At 67.0% G+C, this 16,403-nt stretch carries 16 protein-coding genes; 11 read left to right on the top strand and 5 right to left on the bottom strand.

Annotated elements, in window-relative coordinates:
- Positions 1 to 18 precede the first annotated feature (18 nt).
- From ccoO to SARO_RS12940, 11 genes are all read left to right on the top strand, one after another.
- On the top strand, positions 19 to 768 hold the full coding sequence (gene ccoO, locus SARO_RS12990; protein WP_011446219.1) for a cytochrome-c oxidase, cbb3-type subunit II: 750 nt from the start codon (positions 19 to 21) through the stop codon (positions 766 to 768).
- A complete protein-coding gene (locus tag SARO_RS12985; protein ID WP_011446218.1) occupies positions 765 to 935 on the top strand; it encodes a CcoQ/FixQ family Cbb3-type cytochrome c oxidase assembly chaperone in 171 nt (56 codons plus the stop codon). The genes ccoO and SARO_RS12985 overlap by 4 nt, the downstream gene beginning before the upstream one ends.
- A complete protein-coding gene (gene ccoP / locus SARO_RS12980; RefSeq protein WP_011446217.1) occupies positions 928 to 1,851 on the top strand; it encodes a cytochrome-c oxidase, cbb3-type subunit III in 924 nt (307 codons plus the stop codon). The genes SARO_RS12985 and ccoP overlap by 8 nt, the downstream gene beginning before the upstream one ends.
- 21 nt (positions 1,852 to 1,872) lie before the next feature.
- Entirely contained in the window at positions 1,873 to 3,342 is a 1,470-nt protein-coding gene (ccoG, locus tag SARO_RS12975) for a cytochrome c oxidase accessory protein CcoG (RefSeq protein WP_011446216.1), read from the top strand.
- On the top strand, positions 3,339 to 3,809 hold the full coding sequence (locus SARO_RS12970; RefSeq protein WP_011446215.1) for a FixH family protein: 471 nt from the start codon (positions 3,339 to 3,341) through the stop codon (positions 3,807 to 3,809). Before ccoG ends, SARO_RS12970 begins: the two co-directional genes overlap by 4 nt.
- 29 nt (positions 3,810 to 3,838) lie before the next feature.
- A complete protein-coding gene (locus SARO_RS12965; RefSeq protein ID WP_256325469.1) occupies positions 3,839 to 5,929 on the top strand; it encodes a heavy metal translocating P-type ATPase in 2,091 nt (696 codons plus the stop codon).
- Positions 5,926 to 6,075 (top strand): cbb3-type cytochrome oxidase assembly protein CcoS, encoded by a 150-nt coding sequence (ccoS, locus tag SARO_RS12960; protein WP_011446213.1) that lies wholly within the window; start codon positions 5,926 to 5,928, stop codon positions 6,073 to 6,075. Before SARO_RS12965 ends, ccoS begins: the two co-directional genes overlap by 4 nt.
- Entirely contained in the window at positions 6,072 to 6,320 is a 249-nt protein-coding gene (locus SARO_RS12955; protein ID WP_011446212.1) for a hypothetical protein, read from the top strand. The genes ccoS and SARO_RS12955 overlap by 4 nt, the downstream gene beginning before the upstream one ends.
- 4 nt (positions 6,321 to 6,324) lie before the next feature.
- Positions 6,325 to 7,659 (top strand): oxygen-independent coproporphyrinogen III oxidase, encoded by a 1,335-nt coding sequence (gene hemN, locus SARO_RS12950; protein WP_176929330.1) that lies wholly within the window; start codon positions 6,325 to 6,327, stop codon positions 7,657 to 7,659.
- A 117-nt stretch (positions 7,660 to 7,776) separates the two neighbouring features.
- A complete protein-coding gene (gene eda / locus SARO_RS12945) occupies positions 7,777 to 8,391 on the top strand; it encodes a bifunctional 4-hydroxy-2-oxoglutarate aldolase/2-dehydro-3-deoxy-phosphogluconate aldolase (protein WP_011446210.1) in 615 nt (204 codons plus the stop codon).
- A 24-nt stretch (positions 8,392 to 8,415) separates the two neighbouring features.
- Positions 8,416 to 11,199, top strand: coding sequence for a phosphoenolpyruvate carboxylase (locus SARO_RS12940; protein ID WP_011446209.1), 2,784 nt, complete (start codon positions 8,416 to 8,418; stop codon positions 11,197 to 11,199).
- Between the two features lie 60 nt (positions 11,200 to 11,259).
- Here SARO_RS12940 and SARO_RS12935 read toward each other — a convergent pair whose 3' ends face one another.
- Genes SARO_RS12935 through SARO_RS12915 form a run of 5 tightly spaced genes read right to left on the bottom strand, consistent with a single transcriptional unit; the run spans position 11,260 to position 16,293 of the window.
- Positions 11,260 to 12,360, bottom strand: coding sequence for a potassium channel family protein (locus SARO_RS12935; protein WP_011446208.1), 1,101 nt, complete (start codon positions 12,358 to 12,360; stop codon positions 11,260 to 11,262).
- A gap of 38 nt (positions 12,361 to 12,398) precedes the next feature.
- Positions 12,399 to 13,577 carry a HupE/UreJ family protein gene (locus SARO_RS12930; RefSeq protein WP_011446207.1) on the bottom strand — a complete coding sequence of 393 codons (1,179 nt, stop codon included), beginning with the start codon at positions 13,575 to 13,577 and terminating at the stop codon, positions 12,399 to 12,401.
- The gene (locus SARO_RS21350; protein WP_011446206.1) at positions 13,516 to 14,868 is read right to left on the bottom strand and encodes a hypothetical protein; all 1,353 of its coding nucleotides are present in this window, start codon (positions 14,866 to 14,868) and stop codon (positions 13,516 to 13,518) included. The genes SARO_RS12930 and SARO_RS21350 overlap by 62 nt, the downstream gene beginning before the upstream one ends.
- Position 14,869: 1 nt before the next feature.
- Positions 14,870 to 15,622, bottom strand: a complete 753-nt coding sequence (locus SARO_RS12920) for a hypothetical protein (RefSeq protein WP_011446205.1) — start codon at positions 15,620 to 15,622, stop codon at positions 14,870 to 14,872.
- Positions 15,622 to 16,293, bottom strand: a complete 672-nt coding sequence (locus tag SARO_RS12915; RefSeq protein WP_011446204.1) for a hypothetical protein — start codon at positions 16,291 to 16,293, stop codon at positions 15,622 to 15,624. Before SARO_RS12915 ends, SARO_RS12920 begins: the two co-directional genes overlap by 1 nt.
- Positions 16,294 to 16,403 lie beyond the last annotated feature (110 nt).

Genomic DNA, 16,403 nt, shown 5'->3' with positions numbered 1-16,403 from the left:
CGCTCTGGAGAAAATCCCATGACCACCATCGTGGAACGCCACAAGAAACTGGAGCGCAACGTGACCCTCCTCGGCATCGCGGCCTTTGCCGCGGTGACCGTGGGCGGCATCGTCGAGATCGCCCCGCTGTTCTGGATCGACAATACGATCGAGAAGGTGGACGGCATGCGCCCCTACACCCCCCTCGAGCAGGCCGGACGCGACATCTATGTCCGCGAGGGCTGCTATGTCTGCCACAGCCAGATGATCCGTCCGTTCCGGGACGAGGTCGAACGCTACGGCCACTACAGCCTCGCCGCGGAATCGATGTACGACCATCCGTTCCAGTGGGGCTCGAAGCGCACCGGGCCCGACCTTGCGCGCGTCGGCAACCGCTATTCCGATGAATGGCACGTCCAGCACCTCAAGGACCCGCGCGCCGTCGTGCCGGAATCGATCATGCCGACTTATGCGCACCTCGCGGAGCATGACCTGAAGGCCGGCGACATGACCGCCGAACTGCAGACGCTCTACCAGGTCGGCGTGCCCTATACGAAGACCGACATCGCGAAGGCCAACGAAGACCTGAAGACGCAGGCCGATCCGAGCGCCGACGCGACCGATCTCATCAAGCGCTATCCCAAGGCCCAGGCCCGCGATTTCGACGGCGATCCCAATCGCCTGACCGAAATGGACGCGCTTGTCGCCTACCTGCAGATGCTCGGCACGCTCGTCGATGTGAACGCTCCGGCGGCGCAGGAGGAACTGGCGAAGGAGAAGGGGCGGTGACCGCGCACTCCACCTATGAACTGCTGCGGCATCTCGCTGACAGCTGGGGGCTGGTGGTGATGGCGGGGATCTTCCTCGGCCTTTCGCTCTGGCCGTTCCGCCCGGGCGCCAAGTCGCTGAACCACGAAGTCGCGAACTCGATCTTCAAGGACGAGAACGATGTCTAAGCAACGCATTGACGACGCAACTGGCGTCGAAACCGTCGGCCACGAGTGGGACGGCATCGAGGAACTGAACAATCCGCTGCCGCGCTGGTGGCTGTGGAGCTTCTATGCCTGCATCCTCTTCTCGATCGCCTATTGCGTGGCCTATCCGGCCTGGCCGCTGATCGACAAGGCGACCGCCGGCACGCTTGGCTGGACCAGCCGCGGGCAGCTCGATCGCGAGATGAAGGAAGAGGCCGCGCGCAAGGCCGGCATGCTGGCCGAACTGGACAAGGCTTCGATCGAGCAGATCGCCGCTGATCCGCGCCTTCGCCGCGCCGCCATCGACGGCGGCCGGGCCGCCTTCAAGGTCAACTGCATCCAGTGCCACGGCAACGGCGCGGCGGGCAGCGCGGGCTATCCCAACCTCAACGATGACGACTGGCTGTGGGGCGGCGACGTCGCCACGATCCACCAGACGCTCGTCCACGGCGTACGCCAGCCGGGCGACGACCAGACCCGCACCAGCCAGATGCCCGCCTTCGGTCGCGACGGCATCCTCACCCCGGCGCAGGTCCAGGACGTGGTCAGCCATGTCCGCGTGCTTGCCGGCGAGGAAAAGCCCAGCGGCTCGTCGCAGCGCGGCGCTGCGGTCTTCTCAGCCAATTGCGTGGTCTGCCACGGTGCCAGCGGCGAGGGCAGCCGCGCTGTCGGCGCGCCGAAGCTGAACGACGCGATCTGGCTCTACGGCGGCAGCCGTGAAGCGCTGACCCAGACGGTCACCAACGCCCGCTACGGCGTGATGCCGTCGTGGGGCAATCGCCTCGACCCGGTCACCGTCAAGATGCTGGCGACCTACGTCCACTCGCTGGGCGGCGGCGAGGAAGCTCCCGCTGCCGTTCCCGACCCCGCAGCCGCCCCCGCGGCGGCTGCGAAGTAACCCGATCAAGGACACACGGCCATGCACGCGCACGATCCCAAACTGAGCGCGAACACCTCCAGCGAGACCGTCCTCTACGAAAAGCGCAAGTCCGTCTTCCCGAAGGCCGTCAACGGTCCGTTCCGTCGGTTCAAGTGGCTGGTCATGGCCGTGTGCCTCACCATCTACTGGGGCACTCCCTGGATCCGCTGGGACCGTGGTCCCTATGCGCCGGACCAGGCGGTGCTGATCGACCTGGCGAACCGCCGGTTCTTCATGTTCGACATCGAGATCTGGCCGCACGAGTTCTACTTCGTGGCGGGCTTGCTCATCATGGCGGGCATCGGACTGTTCCTCGTCACCAGCGCGGTGGGGCGCGCGTGGTGCGGGTATGCCTGTCCGCAGACGGTCTGGACCGACCTGTTCCAGCACGTCGACCGCTTCGTCGACGGCGACCGCAACGCCCAGCTCCGTCTGCAGAAGGCGCCCTGGGGGCCGCAGAAGATCGCGAAGCGACTGTTCAAGTGGGGCATCTACCTCGCCATCAGCTTCCTGACCGGCGGTGCGTGGATCTTCTACTTCGCCGACGCGCCGACGCTCCAGCATGACTTCTGGACCGGCAATGCCGCACCCGTCGCCTATGCGACCACCTTCGTGCTGACGATGACGACCTTCGTCCTCGGCGGCTTCCTGCGCGAACAGGTCTGCATCTACATGTGCCCGTGGCCGCGCATCCAGACCGCGATGCTCGACGAGAAGAGCCTGATCGTCACCTACAAGGACTGGCGTGGCGAACCGCGCGGTTCGTTGAAGACCGCGATGAAGGCGGCAACGCCGCTTGGCGACTGCATCGACTGCCTGCAATGCGTTGCGGTGTGTCCCACCGGCATCGACATCCGCGAAGGGCCGCAGGTCGGCTGCATTACCTGTGCGCTTTGCATCGACGCCTGCGACAAGGCCATGGCCGATGTCGGCCGTCCGCGCGGCCTGATCGACTACTGCACGCTCGACGATGCCGAGAAGGAAAAGCAGGGCCAGCCTGCCACGCCCTTGCTGAAGACGATCCTGCGTCCGCGTACGCTCGTCTACCTCGGCGTGTGGAGTTCCATCGGACTGGCCATGCTGTTCATGCTCGGCCAGCGCGCCCGGCTCGATCTGTCGGTCGCCAAGGATCGCAATCCGGAATACGTGATGCTTTCCGACGGTGCCATCCGCAACGCCTACACGCTCAAGCTGCGCAACATGGAAGAGCGTCCGCGCACCTTCCGCATCGCGCTCGACGGGTTGCAGGGCGGGGCGATCTTCACCGACGAGATGGATGCCGCCGAGGCCGGTCGCCAGATCGAGGTCGATGTGCCCGCAGACACCACCCAGCGCCTGCGCGTCTATGCCCTGCGCCCGCGTGGCAGCGAGCCGGCTGAGTTCGCCTTCGTGATGACCGCCACCGACCGCGATGGCGGGACGGATCGCAGCGAAACCACCTTCACGACAGCACAAGGAAACGGCCAGTGACCCAGCAGCGCCGTACCGTTCGTCCGTTCACCGGCAAGAAGATGGCCGCGATCCTCGTCGCCTTCTTTGCAGTGGTCATTTCCGTCAACGTGCTGATGGCGCGGCTTGCCACGTCGACCTTCGGCGGGGTGGTGGTCAACGATAGCTACCTTGCCGGCCAGCACTTCAACCGCTGGCTCAAGGAAGCGAAGGTCGAGCAGGCGCTCGGCTGGAAGGGCGATCTTGCCCGCGACGGCCAGGGCCACGCCGAGATCGCCTTGTTCGACAGCATGGGTAAGCCGATCTCTGCCGCCAGGGTCACCGCGATCGCGGAACACCCGCTCGGCCGCCGTCCGCTTGCCGACCTCGTGCTGCACGAGACGCTGCCCGGCGTTTACGCTGCCCCGCTTGAAGCCGGTCGCTGGCGCCTGCGGGTGACTGTCGAGGCCGAAGGCAAGGTCTGGCGCACGGTCGGGGAAGTGTTGTGAACACTCTCGCGCGCAGGTCGGCCGAGCCAGTGCCCGCGGTCCACACCGTTCTGGCTGTCCCGGGCATGCATTGCGCGGGTTGCATGGGCAAGGTCGAGCGCGCGCTCGGCGCGGTCGAGGGCGTTGCCAGCGCGCGCACAAACCTGACCGCGCGCACGGTCGAGGTCATCCATGCACCCGCGATCGAAACGCCCGCGCTCGTTGCCGCACTTGCCGCAACCGGCTTCGAGGCCCAGCCGCGCGAGATCGAGGCCGAGCCGGTATCTGCGGTGAAGCCGCTGCTCGCGCCGCTTGGCGTGGCCGCCTTCGCCTGCATGAACGTCATGCTCATGTCGGTCAGCGTCTGGTCGGGGGCGGATGGCACGACGCGGTCGCTGTTCCACTGGGTCTCGGCGCTGATCGGCGTTCCCGCCATCGTCTATGCCGGGCGGCCATTCTTCGCCTCGGCGTGGAAGGTGCTGCGCCATGGCAGGACCAACATGGACGTGCCGATCTCCATCGGCGTCACCATCGCCACCGGCCTCTCGTTCTATGAAACGCTGACCGGCGGGGCAGAGGCGTGGTTCGACGGCGTTCTCATGCTCCTGATGTTCCTCCTGGCAGGCCGCGTGCTCGATGCGATGATGCGCGACCGCGCCCGCTCGGGCGTCGATGCGCTGCTGCGCCAGGTTGCCACCGGCACGATGGTGGTCGATGCCGACGGTTCGACCCGCTGGGTGGAGGCAAAGTCGCTCGAGCCTGGCATGATCATGCGGGTTGCCTCGGGCGAGCGCCTTGCGGCCGATGGTGCGATCGTTCGCGGCACCAGCCGGTTCGACCAGTCGTTGCTTACCGGTGAGAGCGAACCCGTCAACGCCGGGCCGGGAAGCATTGTCCACGCGGGCACGCTCAACGTCGAACTGCCGGTCGATGTGCGCGTGACCGCCATCGGCCGCGATACCGCCTTGTCAGAGATCGCCCGCCTGATGGAAGCGGCCGGCCAGTCGCGGTCGAAGTACGTGCGCATTGCCGACCGTGCCTCGCGGCTTTACGCACCAGCCGTCCATACGCTCGCGGCGCTGACGTTCGTCGGCTGGATGATCGCGGGCGCAGGCGTCTACAAGTCGCTGGTCATCGCGATCGCAGTGCTCATCATTACCTGCCCTTGTGCGCTTGGCCTTGCGGTGCCGGTGGCGCAGGTCGTTGCCGCGGGTGCGCTGATGAAGCGCGGCGTGTTGGTGAAGGACGGCTCCGCGCTCGAACGCATGGCCGAAGTCGACCGCCTCCTGCTCGACAAGACCGGTACGCTGACGCTCGGTCGCCCGGTTCCCGACGAAGCGGCCCTCGACGCCCTGTCCGGCGCCGAAGCCTCTGTCGCCCTCGCGCTCGCCAGTCACAGTCGCCACCCCCTGTCGCTGGGTCTCGTGCAGGCCCTCGGCGCGCGCGGTGTCCTCGCGGCGGCCCTGGAAGATGTGGTGGAAGAGCCGGGGAAGGGCGTGAGCGGCAAATGGAATGGCCTTGCGGTGTCGCTCGGTCGCCCGCAATCGGCCCAGGGCATGGCCACGGCGCTTCATGTTGAGGGCGGGCCGGTCCGTGTCATCGCCTTTGCCGACCGGCTTCGTCCCGACGCCGAAGCCGCGCTCGGGCAGTTGTCGAGCATGGGTGTTCCAGCCTCCATCCTCTCCGGCGATTCCATCCCTGCGGTCGCCGCCGTCTCGCGCGCGACGGGTCTCACCGCGCAGGCCGCCGCCAGCCCGATGGAGAAGCAGGAAGCCATCGAGCGTCTCCAGGCAGCGGGGCGCACCGTGCTTATGGCGGGCGACGGGTTGAACGATGGTCCGGCGCTTGCCGCCGCCAACGCCTCGATCGCCCCCGGTTCTGCCAGCGACGTCGGTCGGCAGGCTGCGGACATGGTGTTCACCGGCGATTCCCTGCTCGCCATCCCTCGCGCGGTGCGGGTGGCCCGCGCCACCATGCGGGTCGTGCGCCAGAACTTCGTCCTCGCCATCGGCTACAACGCGCTGGCGGTGCCGCTGGCGATCCTTGGCCACGTTACCCCGCTCATCGCTGCCATCGCCATGTCGACCAGCTCGCTTGTCGTCGTGGCCAATTCGCTGCGTCTTGCCGGAGAAGCGAAATGAACGGCATCGCCTTCATGCTCCCGATCGCCCTTGGCATGGGCCTGTTCGGACTGGCCTCCTTCTTCTGGGCTCTCAAGCGCGGGCAGTTCAGCGATCTCGACGGCGCCGCCGCGCGCATCCTGATCGAAGAGGATGAAGAGGCATGAGCCGCCTGCTCAAGCTGCTGGCCCCGCTGGCCGTCTTGCAGATGGCGATGCCCGCGCCGGCCCAGGCTTCATACATCATGGTCGCCGCGTGCGGCGGTGCGGGGGGCATGGTGCCGATCCGCGTGCCCGGCCGGGACGACGGCGGCAAAAATCTACCCTGTTGTAAAATTTGCCATATCTCAATGCGCAAGCGCCTCGCCGCCGATAGCTGTTGCGACGAGGAGGACGACCCGGATGTCGCCTGATCTGATGATACGCCCTGAAACCGTTGCCGACTGGACCTATTACCCCGAACTGCTCGAACGCCCGGTCCCACGCTACACCAGCTATCCGACCGCGGCAGAGTTCGTCGAGGAGAGCTTCGAGGAGCGCCAGCGTCAGGCGCTGCAGTCCTTGCGCGGACCGGTCTCGCTCTACCTGCACATCCCCTACTGCCAGGAAATCTGCTGGTACTGCGGGTGCAACACCGGGGCGGCGAACAAGACCCAGCGGCTGGGCGCCTATCTCGAAGCGCTCCATCATGAGATCGAGCTGGTCGCGCGCAACCTCCACTCCTCGGTGCGGATCTCGCGCATTGCCTTCGGCGGTGGCAGCCCCAACGCGATCAAGCCGACCGACTTCGTGCGCCTTGTCGACCGGCTGACCGTCAACTTCCGTCTCGCGAGCCCGGTGCTGTCGATCGAACTCGATCCGCGCAGCCTGGAACCCGGCTGGTTCCTCGCCATTCGCGGCATCGGCGTCATCAAGGCGAGCCTTGGCGTCCAGACGCTCGACCCGCGCGTCCAGGCGGCCATCGGTCGGGTCCAGCCGCGCGAACACATCGAGCGCGCGGTCGACGGCCTGCGCAAGGCGGGTGTCGACTCGATCAACTTCGACCTGATGTACGGACTTCCGTTCCAGGACGACGCGATCCTTGCCGATACGCTCGACCAGTCCGTGGCCATGGGCGCGGACCGCATTGCGCTGTTCGGCTATGCCCACGTGCCGCACATGATCCCGCGACAGAAGCGGATCGACGTCAGCCAGCTTCCCGACCAGCGCGCCCGCTTCCGCATGGCTGCGCAAGGACATGCGCAGCTGGTCGATGCAGGATACCGCGCCATCGGTTTCGATCACTTCGCCCTGCCTGGCGACGATCTTGCGCTTGCGGCGGAGAGGGGCGCCCTTCGCCGCAACTTCCAGGGTTTCACCGATGATCCCGCGCCGGTCCTCATCGGTCTGGGCGCATCCTCGATCAGCGAGTTTCCCGACCTTTTCGTCCAGAACGAGAAGAACGCCGGCCGCTATCGCATGCTGGTCGGCGCGAGCCAGCTTACCGGGCGCAAGGGCGTCGTCCGCACGGCGGAAGACCGTCGGCGCGGGGCGATCATCACCGATCTGCTGTGCCAGGGCGGCGCCCGGATCGACGCTGACCTTCTGGCCATGAACCGCGACCGGCTGGTGCCCTTCATCGAACGCGGCCTGGCAAGGCTCGACGGCAACGTCCTGGCGCTTCTCGCGGGCAGCGAACCCTATGCCCGTTCCATCGCCGCGGTATTCGATGCCTATCGCGCCGGGCCTCACCAGTTCAGCTCTGCGGTCTGACAAGGAGCGAAGAATAGCTATGCGCCCTGCCTGAGCAGGTGCACAATAAGGCTGAGTCGCGTTAAGCCACCATCCGCAACGGAGTGCGCACCAGTCGGGTCGCGCAGGGGAGACGCCATGAAGCCGATCGAAACTATCATGCGCACCGCGCCGGTCATCCCGGTGCTGGTCATCGAGGACGTTGACCACGCCCTCCCCATCGCCCGTGCGCTCGTGAAGGGCGGGCTCAAGGTGCTCGAAGTCACGCTTCGCACTCCTGCCGCGCTCGACGTGATCCACGCCATGAAGGGCGTCGAAGGCGCCATCGTCGGCGCGGGCACGGTCACGAACCCCGATGAACTGAAGGCCGCGATCGACGCGGGCGCGGAATTCATCGTCTCGCCGGGCCTTACCGACAATCTCGGCAAGGCGGCGGTCTCCGCAGGCATTCCGTTCCTGCCGGGCATCGCTTCGGCCGGAGACATCATGCGCGGCCTCGATCTGGGCCTCACGCACTTCAAGTTCTTCCCTGCCTCGACGTCCGGCGGCCTGCCGGCGCTCAAGGCGCTCGCGGCGCCGTTCCACCAGTGCCGTTTCTGCCCGACCGGCGGCATTACCGCCGCCACCGCGCCCGAGTGGCTGGGTTTCGACCCCGTCCTGTGCGTCGGTGGCAGCTGGGTTGTCGGTAAGGGCAAACCCGATGAAGCAGCAATCGAAGCCGCCGCGCGCGAAGCTTCGGCATTGGGGCAGTAAGCGGATACAGGGAATTCAGTGGACATGAAGACGGTCGCCAAGCTCAAGGCCAGGTTGCAGAAACTCCATGAGCGGACGGCCGAAACGCCGCTGTTCAACCCGGTATTCCAGCTCAGCCACGATCTCTCGCGCATGCTCGAGAGCGGGGGCCTGGATCTCGACGATCTCGACGGACTCGTCGCCGAACTGGAGTGCGAGGCGCTGCAGAGCCGCGCGGTGCGCCTCAAGCGCCTCGTCGCGCCCACCGCGCCAGAGGAAAACCTTTCGCGGATCGATGCGCTGAATCCCGAGGAAGCGGGCTTTTCGGAGTTTCGCGCCCGCTGGGAAAGGCCGCTCCTCCACGCAGTCTTCACCGCGCATCCCACCTTCCTGCTCAGCCCCGCGCAGGCCGACGCTGTCGCCACCGCCGCGTTGACCGACGACCCGCAGGCTTCAACCGTCTGCACGGTTCCGTCCAGCGGGCCGAAGATCACGCTCGAATTCGAGCATGTCGAGGTTTGCAACGCCATCGCCCGCGCGGCAGCGGCGCGCGACCGCATCAACGCCACGCTGCTTGCCCATGCGCGCCAGCGCTGGCCTGGGCGCTGGCTCGATTTCCGCCCGCTGCCGTTCCGTTTCGCCACCTGGGTTGGCTATGACATGGATGGCCGCACCGACATCGGCTGGACCACCTCCATCGCCTTCCGCCTGCGCGAGAAGGCGCAGCGCCTGGCAAGCTACGCCGCCAGCCTGCGCGCCATCGACGAAGGCCACCCGCTGCTCGTCACGCTCGACGCCGCGCAGGCCTATTCGTCGGAAATGGCCGAGCTGTTCTCCTCGCCGCTCGACACGCCCGAAGCGCTTGCCGCCGCCGCGAACCGCCTGACCGCCGACGATCCGGCCAAGCTTCTCAGCCTCGCCCCGCTGATTCAGTCGCTGGAGGCCGAGGCGAGGACGGCGGATGGCGATGCGGCCATCGGCCTTGCCACGCTCGCCGCAGCCATGCGCGCGGACGGCCTGGGCGTCGGCTGGATCCACTTCCGCGTGAACTCCTCGCAGCTCCACAATGCGCTGCGCCGCCGGATCGACCCGGATGGCACGCTCGATCTCGGTAGCAAGGGCGCCCTTTCGCGCCTGCGCGAGCTTCTGGCCGAGGTGAAGCCGCTGCGCGTCAACTTCGGCGCGCTCGCCATCGAGACCAGCACCGCGATGCGCCAGTTCCTGGTCATGGCAAAGGTGCTCCAGCATATCGATGCCGACGCGCCGATCCGCATGCTGATCGCCGAATGCGAGCAGCCGCAGACGGTCCTCGCCGCACTCTACTTCGCCCGCCTTTTCGGCATCGAGGACAAGGTCGACGTATCGCCCCTGTTCGAGACCGAGACCGCACTCGAACATGGCGGCCGCTTCCTCGAAGCCCTGCTGGCCGAAGACGCCTACCGCACCTATGCGCGCCGCCGTGGCCGGGTCTCGATCCAGACCGGCTTTTCCGATGCCGGGCGCTTCATGGGCCAGCTACCCGCAGCGCTTGCCATCGAACGCCTCCAGGGCCGGCTTGCCGAAGCGATGAAGGCCAACGGCCTGACCGACGTTGCCGCGCTGATCTTCGATACACACGGCGAGTCCATGGGGCGCGGCGCCCATCCTTCGGGCTTTGCCGACCGCCTCACCTGGCCGCTGTCGCGCTGGGCGCGGGGGCGCTTTGCCAGGGCAGGCATCGCCATCGAGGCGGAGGCGAGCTTCCAGGGCGGCGATGGCTACCTGTTCTTCCGCAACGACGAACTGGCGCTCGCAACGCTCGTCCGTATCGCCGAGGCAGAGGCCCAGATCCCTGCCAACGGCGAGAAAGACCCGTTCTACGACCGCACCGACCTCAGCCTGGACTTCTACCGGTCGATCCGCCGCGTTCAGCGCGAACACCTCGAAAGCGCCACGTATTCGCGCGCGTTGACGGCGTTCGGGCTCGGCCTGCTCAAGACTACCGGCAGCCGCGTCTCACGCCGCCAATCCGACATTGGCGCCGACCGCACGATGAGCCTGCGACAGATCCGCGCGATCCCTCACAACGCCATTCTCCAGCAGATCGGCTATCCCGTGAACGTGATCGCGGGCGCGGGGACGGCGGCGGGCAAGGAGATGGAATCCATCGCTGAACTGCTCGGCCGGTCGGAGCGCGGCAACCAGCTCGTCCGCTTGCTGCGCGCCGCCAACGGCATTGCCTCGATCAAGACCGTGGCCGCGCATGGAGAGCTGTTCAATTCGGCCTATTGGGCCAGCCGGCCCTATCGCGGCACCGAGACGGCGCTTGAAAACGCCTGCCTCGCGCTTGCCGAATACCTGACCAAGGACGACCGCTCGGGCGTGTTCCGCCGCCTGACCTCGCGGCTGCGGGTCGACTGGATGAAGCTTCACCGCCTGCTCTCGCTCGTCCCCGGCCAGAAGGCTGGGCGCGATCCGGCGCAGGATGCGGATCGCCGCAATATCGGCCTGCTCCAGTCTCTGCGCCTATCCCTGCTGATGCACATGTTCATCCGCGCGGTGCAGGTCCCGCCCTTCGCGCGGTCCAACGACGTCAGCCGCGAGGACGTGCTCGAGATGGTGCTGTCGCTGCGGGTCGACGATGCGCTGGCCCAGCTTCGCCGCGCCTATCCGGTGATAGAGCCCGAGATCACCGATTTCGCGGTGGACGAGGAGACCGACTACCCGGACCATCGCGGCGAGGATTACGGCGCCATCCGCGCCCGTTTCATCGACCCGATCGAACGGGCCCACGCCCTCAACATCCGCATCGCGGTGGCCATCGCCAACTACTTCGGCGCCCACGGCTGAGGACGCCTGCCACATCCGTCCGTGTCGAGCGAAGGCGGGACACGGGCGGATGGCGCGGCGCTATCCCGAAAAGGCCCGCCCGCGCTTGACCGGCTTCCTTGTCGCGCTGAACACCGCGCCGGCGGACAATCTGCTGCCGCGCACCACCAGCATGACCTTGTCGCCCGCCTCCAGCGTCACATCCTCGCCGGGGTGTTCGATGGACTGACCGTTGGTTCGGTCGATCTGCACGACAAAGAACGCGCCATCGCCGCGCCGCTCGGCCTCTCCCACCGTCTCTCCGGTCAGCGCACCGTCGGGCAGGAGTTCCACGACCTCGAGGTCGAGGCCGAAGTCGTGGAGGTTGCGCTTCACTGCGCCGATCTGCGCCAGCGCTTCGCCGGTTGCCGGGTAGAGGATCATCTCGACGATCCGTTCGGCGCCGATGTGCGTGGGCATGACCACCTTGTCGGCGCCCGCGTGGAACAGCTTGTTCTCGGTGGTCGGCGCTTCGCCGCGCGCGATGATCTCGATGCCGGGGTTGAGATTGCGCGCCGAGAGCGTGATGAACACGTTGGCCGCGTCGTCGGGCAGCACCGTCGCCAGCACCTTGGCCCGCGCGATCCCCGCCGCTTTCAGCGTCTCCTCGTGCGTGGCCTCGCCGACCATGCACAGGAAGCCTTGCGTCTTGGCCTCGTCGGCCTTGGCGTGGTCTCGTTCCAGGATCAGGAACGGCCGCCGCGCCTCGGTCATCGCCCGGGCGAGCTGCACGCCGATCCGGCCATAGCCGCAGATGATTACGTGGCCATCCAGCTTCTCGATTTCGGTCATCATACGGTCCAGCCCCAGCAGGCGTCGGAATTGAAACAGGGTGAAGACCTGCACCAGCGCGCCGGTCAGCACGATCAGCCCGGTACAGCCCAGGACGATCGTCCCGCTCGTCCACCAGCGCAGGAAGAGGGTGTCAACCGGGCGGATCTCGCCATAGCCGACCGAGAAGATCGTCAGCAGCACCATGTAGGACGCATCGCCCAGCGGCCAGCCTGCGAACATGAAACCGCAGGTGGACACGACATAGACTGCCAGTTCGTAGATCAGCGTGCCCGTCAGCAGGCGCAGCGGCGACCCCAGTACAGAGTTGGCGCCCTGCGTCAGCGCCGAAAGTTCGCCGTCCGGTTCCATCGATCCGTCCTAGAAGGCCGGGCGTTTGCTTGTCCAGTTCAGGAAAGCCCCAGACGCTCCGCCAGCCAGAACAGGGCGGCGACCCCGGTCAGCGCTGCCAGCGCCACGCGGGCCTTTGCTCCCCACCGCGATCGCGCAAGGACGAGCAGCACGGGCGTCGCAACCACCACGACCGCAAGCTGGACCGCCTCGATCCCCAGGTTGAAGCCGAGGATCGCCGTGGCGCGCGTTGCCGCGCCAAGCCCGAAATTGCCGACCAGCGTCGCGAAGGCGAGGCCATGGACCAGCCCGAACAGCCCGGCGACGAGCGCCTCGCGTCCCGGAAAGACCGGACGCGCGGCATGGATGGCCGATACCAGCACCGACAAGGCGATGCCCGCCTCGACCGGCTGCGCGGGCAGGCGCAGGCCGAGAAACGCGGCAAGGACGAGGGTGGTCGAATGCCCGATCGTGAATGCCGTGACGATCAGCGCCAGCGCCCGGAACGTCTCCCGGCCAGTCCGTTCCCCTGCCCACCGCCCGCCCGCTGCGCGCAGGGGCGCGGCCAGCAGCAGTGCCAGCAGGAACAGTAGATGGTCGTACCCTTGCGCGATGTGGTGCGCGCCCAGCCGAAAGGCGTTTGCAAACAACCCGGCCATGCTCGCATGGCCCCGGTCCACCACGAGTTCCGGCCGCGTCGCTGTCAATGCTCCGACCAGCTCCCGCTCCCCCCGCGTACCCCCGGCGAGGTCTCCGTCGACCATAAGCAGGGCGAAATGGCTTGGCGCCTGCCGCATCACCACCTGCCAGCGCCAGCGCAACAGGCGGTCCGAGGCGCCTTCGGGCGGCGTCAGGGTGAGGTTCATATGCAGGTCGGGCGGCCCGGCGATCTGTTCGAACGCGATGCGGTCCACCACGATGTTCCAGCGCCGCCCATCGGGCGCCAGCACGGCCATGTCGCGCAGCACCGCCGCCCGCGCGGCGGCAAGGCTTTCCGGCCGGTTGTCGGTCGCAAGCCCGGTCGCATAGCTGAACTCGGCCTGCGGCACTATCACGTCGGCCTTGACTGCGCCTGGCGCGAAATCGAGCCTGATCTCGGAATTGGGCGTCAGGTGCGCCGGCGCGGACGTCGCCCAGCATAGCGCCAGGAATGCCGTAACCGCACAGACGATTCGCTCAATCGTGCCCGAACCAGATGTATCGTGCCGCAGGGTCCGTGGCTTTCGGATTGATATCAAGTGCTTCCTCCCGCGCTTCTTGCGCAGCGTCGTTCGCACCCAGCGCAGTCTGGACATCGGCCAGCGCAAGGTAAAGGCCTGCGCTGCGCCAGCCGCTCGCCTTCGCCCGGTAAAGCGAGGCGAGCGCCCCCCGGGCATCCCCCGTCAGCAATTGCGCCCGTGCCAGCAGGACAAGGGTGGCACCGTGGGGGCGACGCCCGGCGTCGGCCTTCGCGAGTGGCAGGGCCCGCGCCGGATCGCCAAGCGCCAGTTCATGCTCCACCAGGTGCGCCGCCGCCGCCTCGGGCATCAGGCGGTAGCGCTCGGCCCAGATCGCGCCGGCCTTGTCGGCCCATGCCCGGCTCTCCCTGCCGCGCCCTTGCAGGCGCAAGGTGAACGCCAGCGCGTCCATCACTTCGGGAAGCGGCGCGGCTGCCAGTATCTTCTCATAGCGCATCACCGAGTCCGGAACGGCGCCTTCGACCGCCCGCTGTTGCGCAACGAATGCCATCATCAATGGGTTGCCGGGAAAGAAGCCATCGGCAAACCGCACCCATCGTCCCGCCGCCGCCCAGTCGCCCGTGCCATAGGCTATCGTCGCGCGCTGGATGGCCACCTGCGCCTTCACCCAGCGGTTCAGCTTCGGTGCTCGCATGATCGCGTTGACCCGCCTGCGCGCCAGTTCCGGATCGCCGGTGCGCAGCGCCAGCATGGACTGCCGCAGGGCTACCGCCGCATTGTTGTCGTATTCCTCCGCCCGCGCATAGGCGCGCCGCGCCGCCTCGATGTCGCCGCGCTGGAAGGCGATGTCGCCCCTGATGCTCCAGCCCCCCGCTGCCTCGTCGCCGTCCGGTTCGTCCTTCTGCGCGAAGAACCGCGCCAGCCCCTTTTCCGCAGGCTCGAGCCTGTGGGCGAGCAGGGATACTTCGGCGCGGCTGAGGCTCGGGCCTGCGGGGAAGGGCGCTCCCGCCATGCCCTTGTCCAGCAGCGCGTCGGCTTCGGCAAGGTCGGCATAGTTACCGTTCGCGCGAAACCGCCGGACCAGTGCCCGCGCGAGCATTTCCTGCCGCAGCCATTCTTCGGGGGCGAGCGCGAGCCGCTGCCTTGCCGAGTCCACCGCCACCGTGGCCGCCTGTTCCAGCTCCCCCTGGTTGCGGGGGCCGAACCACGGCTTCACTTCCGAGGGCAGGGGGTCGGGCGGTCCCTGCCGCGCCTTCCACTTGTCGTGCGCTATCGCGCCTGCCGCGATCAGCAGTACCGCCGCCAGCAGCAGCCACGGCCAGCGCGCACCGCGCTCGCTTGCGCCGGTCATGTCAGGTTGCGCTGGATTTCGTCGCGCAGATCTTCAGGCCCAGATTTTCGACATCGTCGCCGATCAGCCCGAAGAGCTTGTCCAGTTCGTGCTCGTACTCGGTAAGGTACTTCTCGTTGGTGACGTCGCCGGTTGGCGTATCGTCGTTGTAGGCGAGCTTCATCGAAGAACTGACCAATGCCGTCGCGATCGCCGGATTGCCCATGCGGTCGACACTGACATAGGCGGAGTCCGGATCGGTCCGGAAATCGAAGTTGCTTCCAGTGCCGGTGGCCACCTGCGGGGACCCGTTCGGAGTGGGCAGGAAGGGAAAGGTCAGAAGGAAGAACTTGTCGTTGCTCAGCGGGTTGAGCGGTACGGTCGCCAAGGTGTTCGGTCCTTGCCCGGTTACGCTCATGTCGAGAAGGAGCGTCGCCAGAAGGATGTCGATCACCTGGTCGGACGGATGCCGGCCGTTCGGGAACTTCGTTGCCCGGGTCAGGTCCAGCTTCAGCGTGTCGGGAATGATGAACGACTTCAGATTGGCGCCGTTCTGGCCCTGGATGGTCTGGTTGAAGCAGTTGATCGAATTGTACGTCACCGCCGTCGCGGTCGGCGTCGGGGTGGCCGTCGAAGTCGTGCTCGGCTGGGGCGCGGGTACGACGACCTGGCTTCCGGCTCCGTCATCTCCGCAGGCGGACAATGTCAGGGCCAGCGCCAGCGGTGCCGCGGCAAGGGCGATGGCGCGAAAGCGGCGGGGGCTTGCGGTGTTCATCAGATGTTACCCCCGAAGCGCGCGGTCTGTCCCCAGATGCCTAGGTTGGTCACGCCCGCCCCAAGGTTGGCGTCCGGAATTTCCAGCACGATCGCGGTATCGTTCTGGCCGTCGAAGAAATTGCGCTGGTTGCTGATGCGAAGCTGGCCGGTCGACCGGGTCTCGCGAAAGCCGATCAGGTCGAAGAAGAACGGTTCGTCGAACAGGCCGACGCGGGCCTTGACCCCGTTCTTCTCGAGGTTGGTTTCGACGGGGCCCTCGATGGCGCCGTCCACGCCCGGAACGCCTTCGATCCGCACGCCCCATTCGCCGGGGTTCTGGCCCCTGCCGAAGCGGTAAGAGATCGTGAACTCGGGCGTGTTCGCGGGTGCCGCCGTCGAGATGTTGATCTTGTAGAGCACGTCGCGGTCGTAATAGAGCGGGGTCGTCGCCGCGGCCGAGACAGGGCCGGCAAACGTCATCGCGATCTTCGTCGTGCCATTGGAATGCCAGGCGAATACGTCGGCGATGTCGGCGGGAATGTCAGGGTTGGGATCGACGCCGCCGTCGGTACGTCCGGGCGGATCAAGGTGATCGGCACTTTCCGCGACTCCTGACGGGACCAGCATGAGCGCGGCCAGCGCCGTTGCGCCTGCGGTCCCGGCTAGCGTTGTCCTGATGATGCGGTGCACGGCGGATCTCCCCACGCGAATTGGACGAAAGAACGTGCGACCACTCTTTCGCCCCATTCTGCGCGAATCGCTGTGAGGTGCTGCACACCCATGAAAACAGCGATTCAGCC

The sequence above is a fragment of the Novosphingobium aromaticivorans DSM 12444 genome (assembly GCF_000013325.1).
Taxonomy (GTDB): domain Bacteria; phylum Pseudomonadota; class Alphaproteobacteria; order Sphingomonadales; family Sphingomonadaceae; genus Novosphingobium; species Novosphingobium aromaticivorans.
Note: the sequence above shows the minus strand (reverse complement) of the source record. Positions and strands in the feature narration are given on the sequence as shown.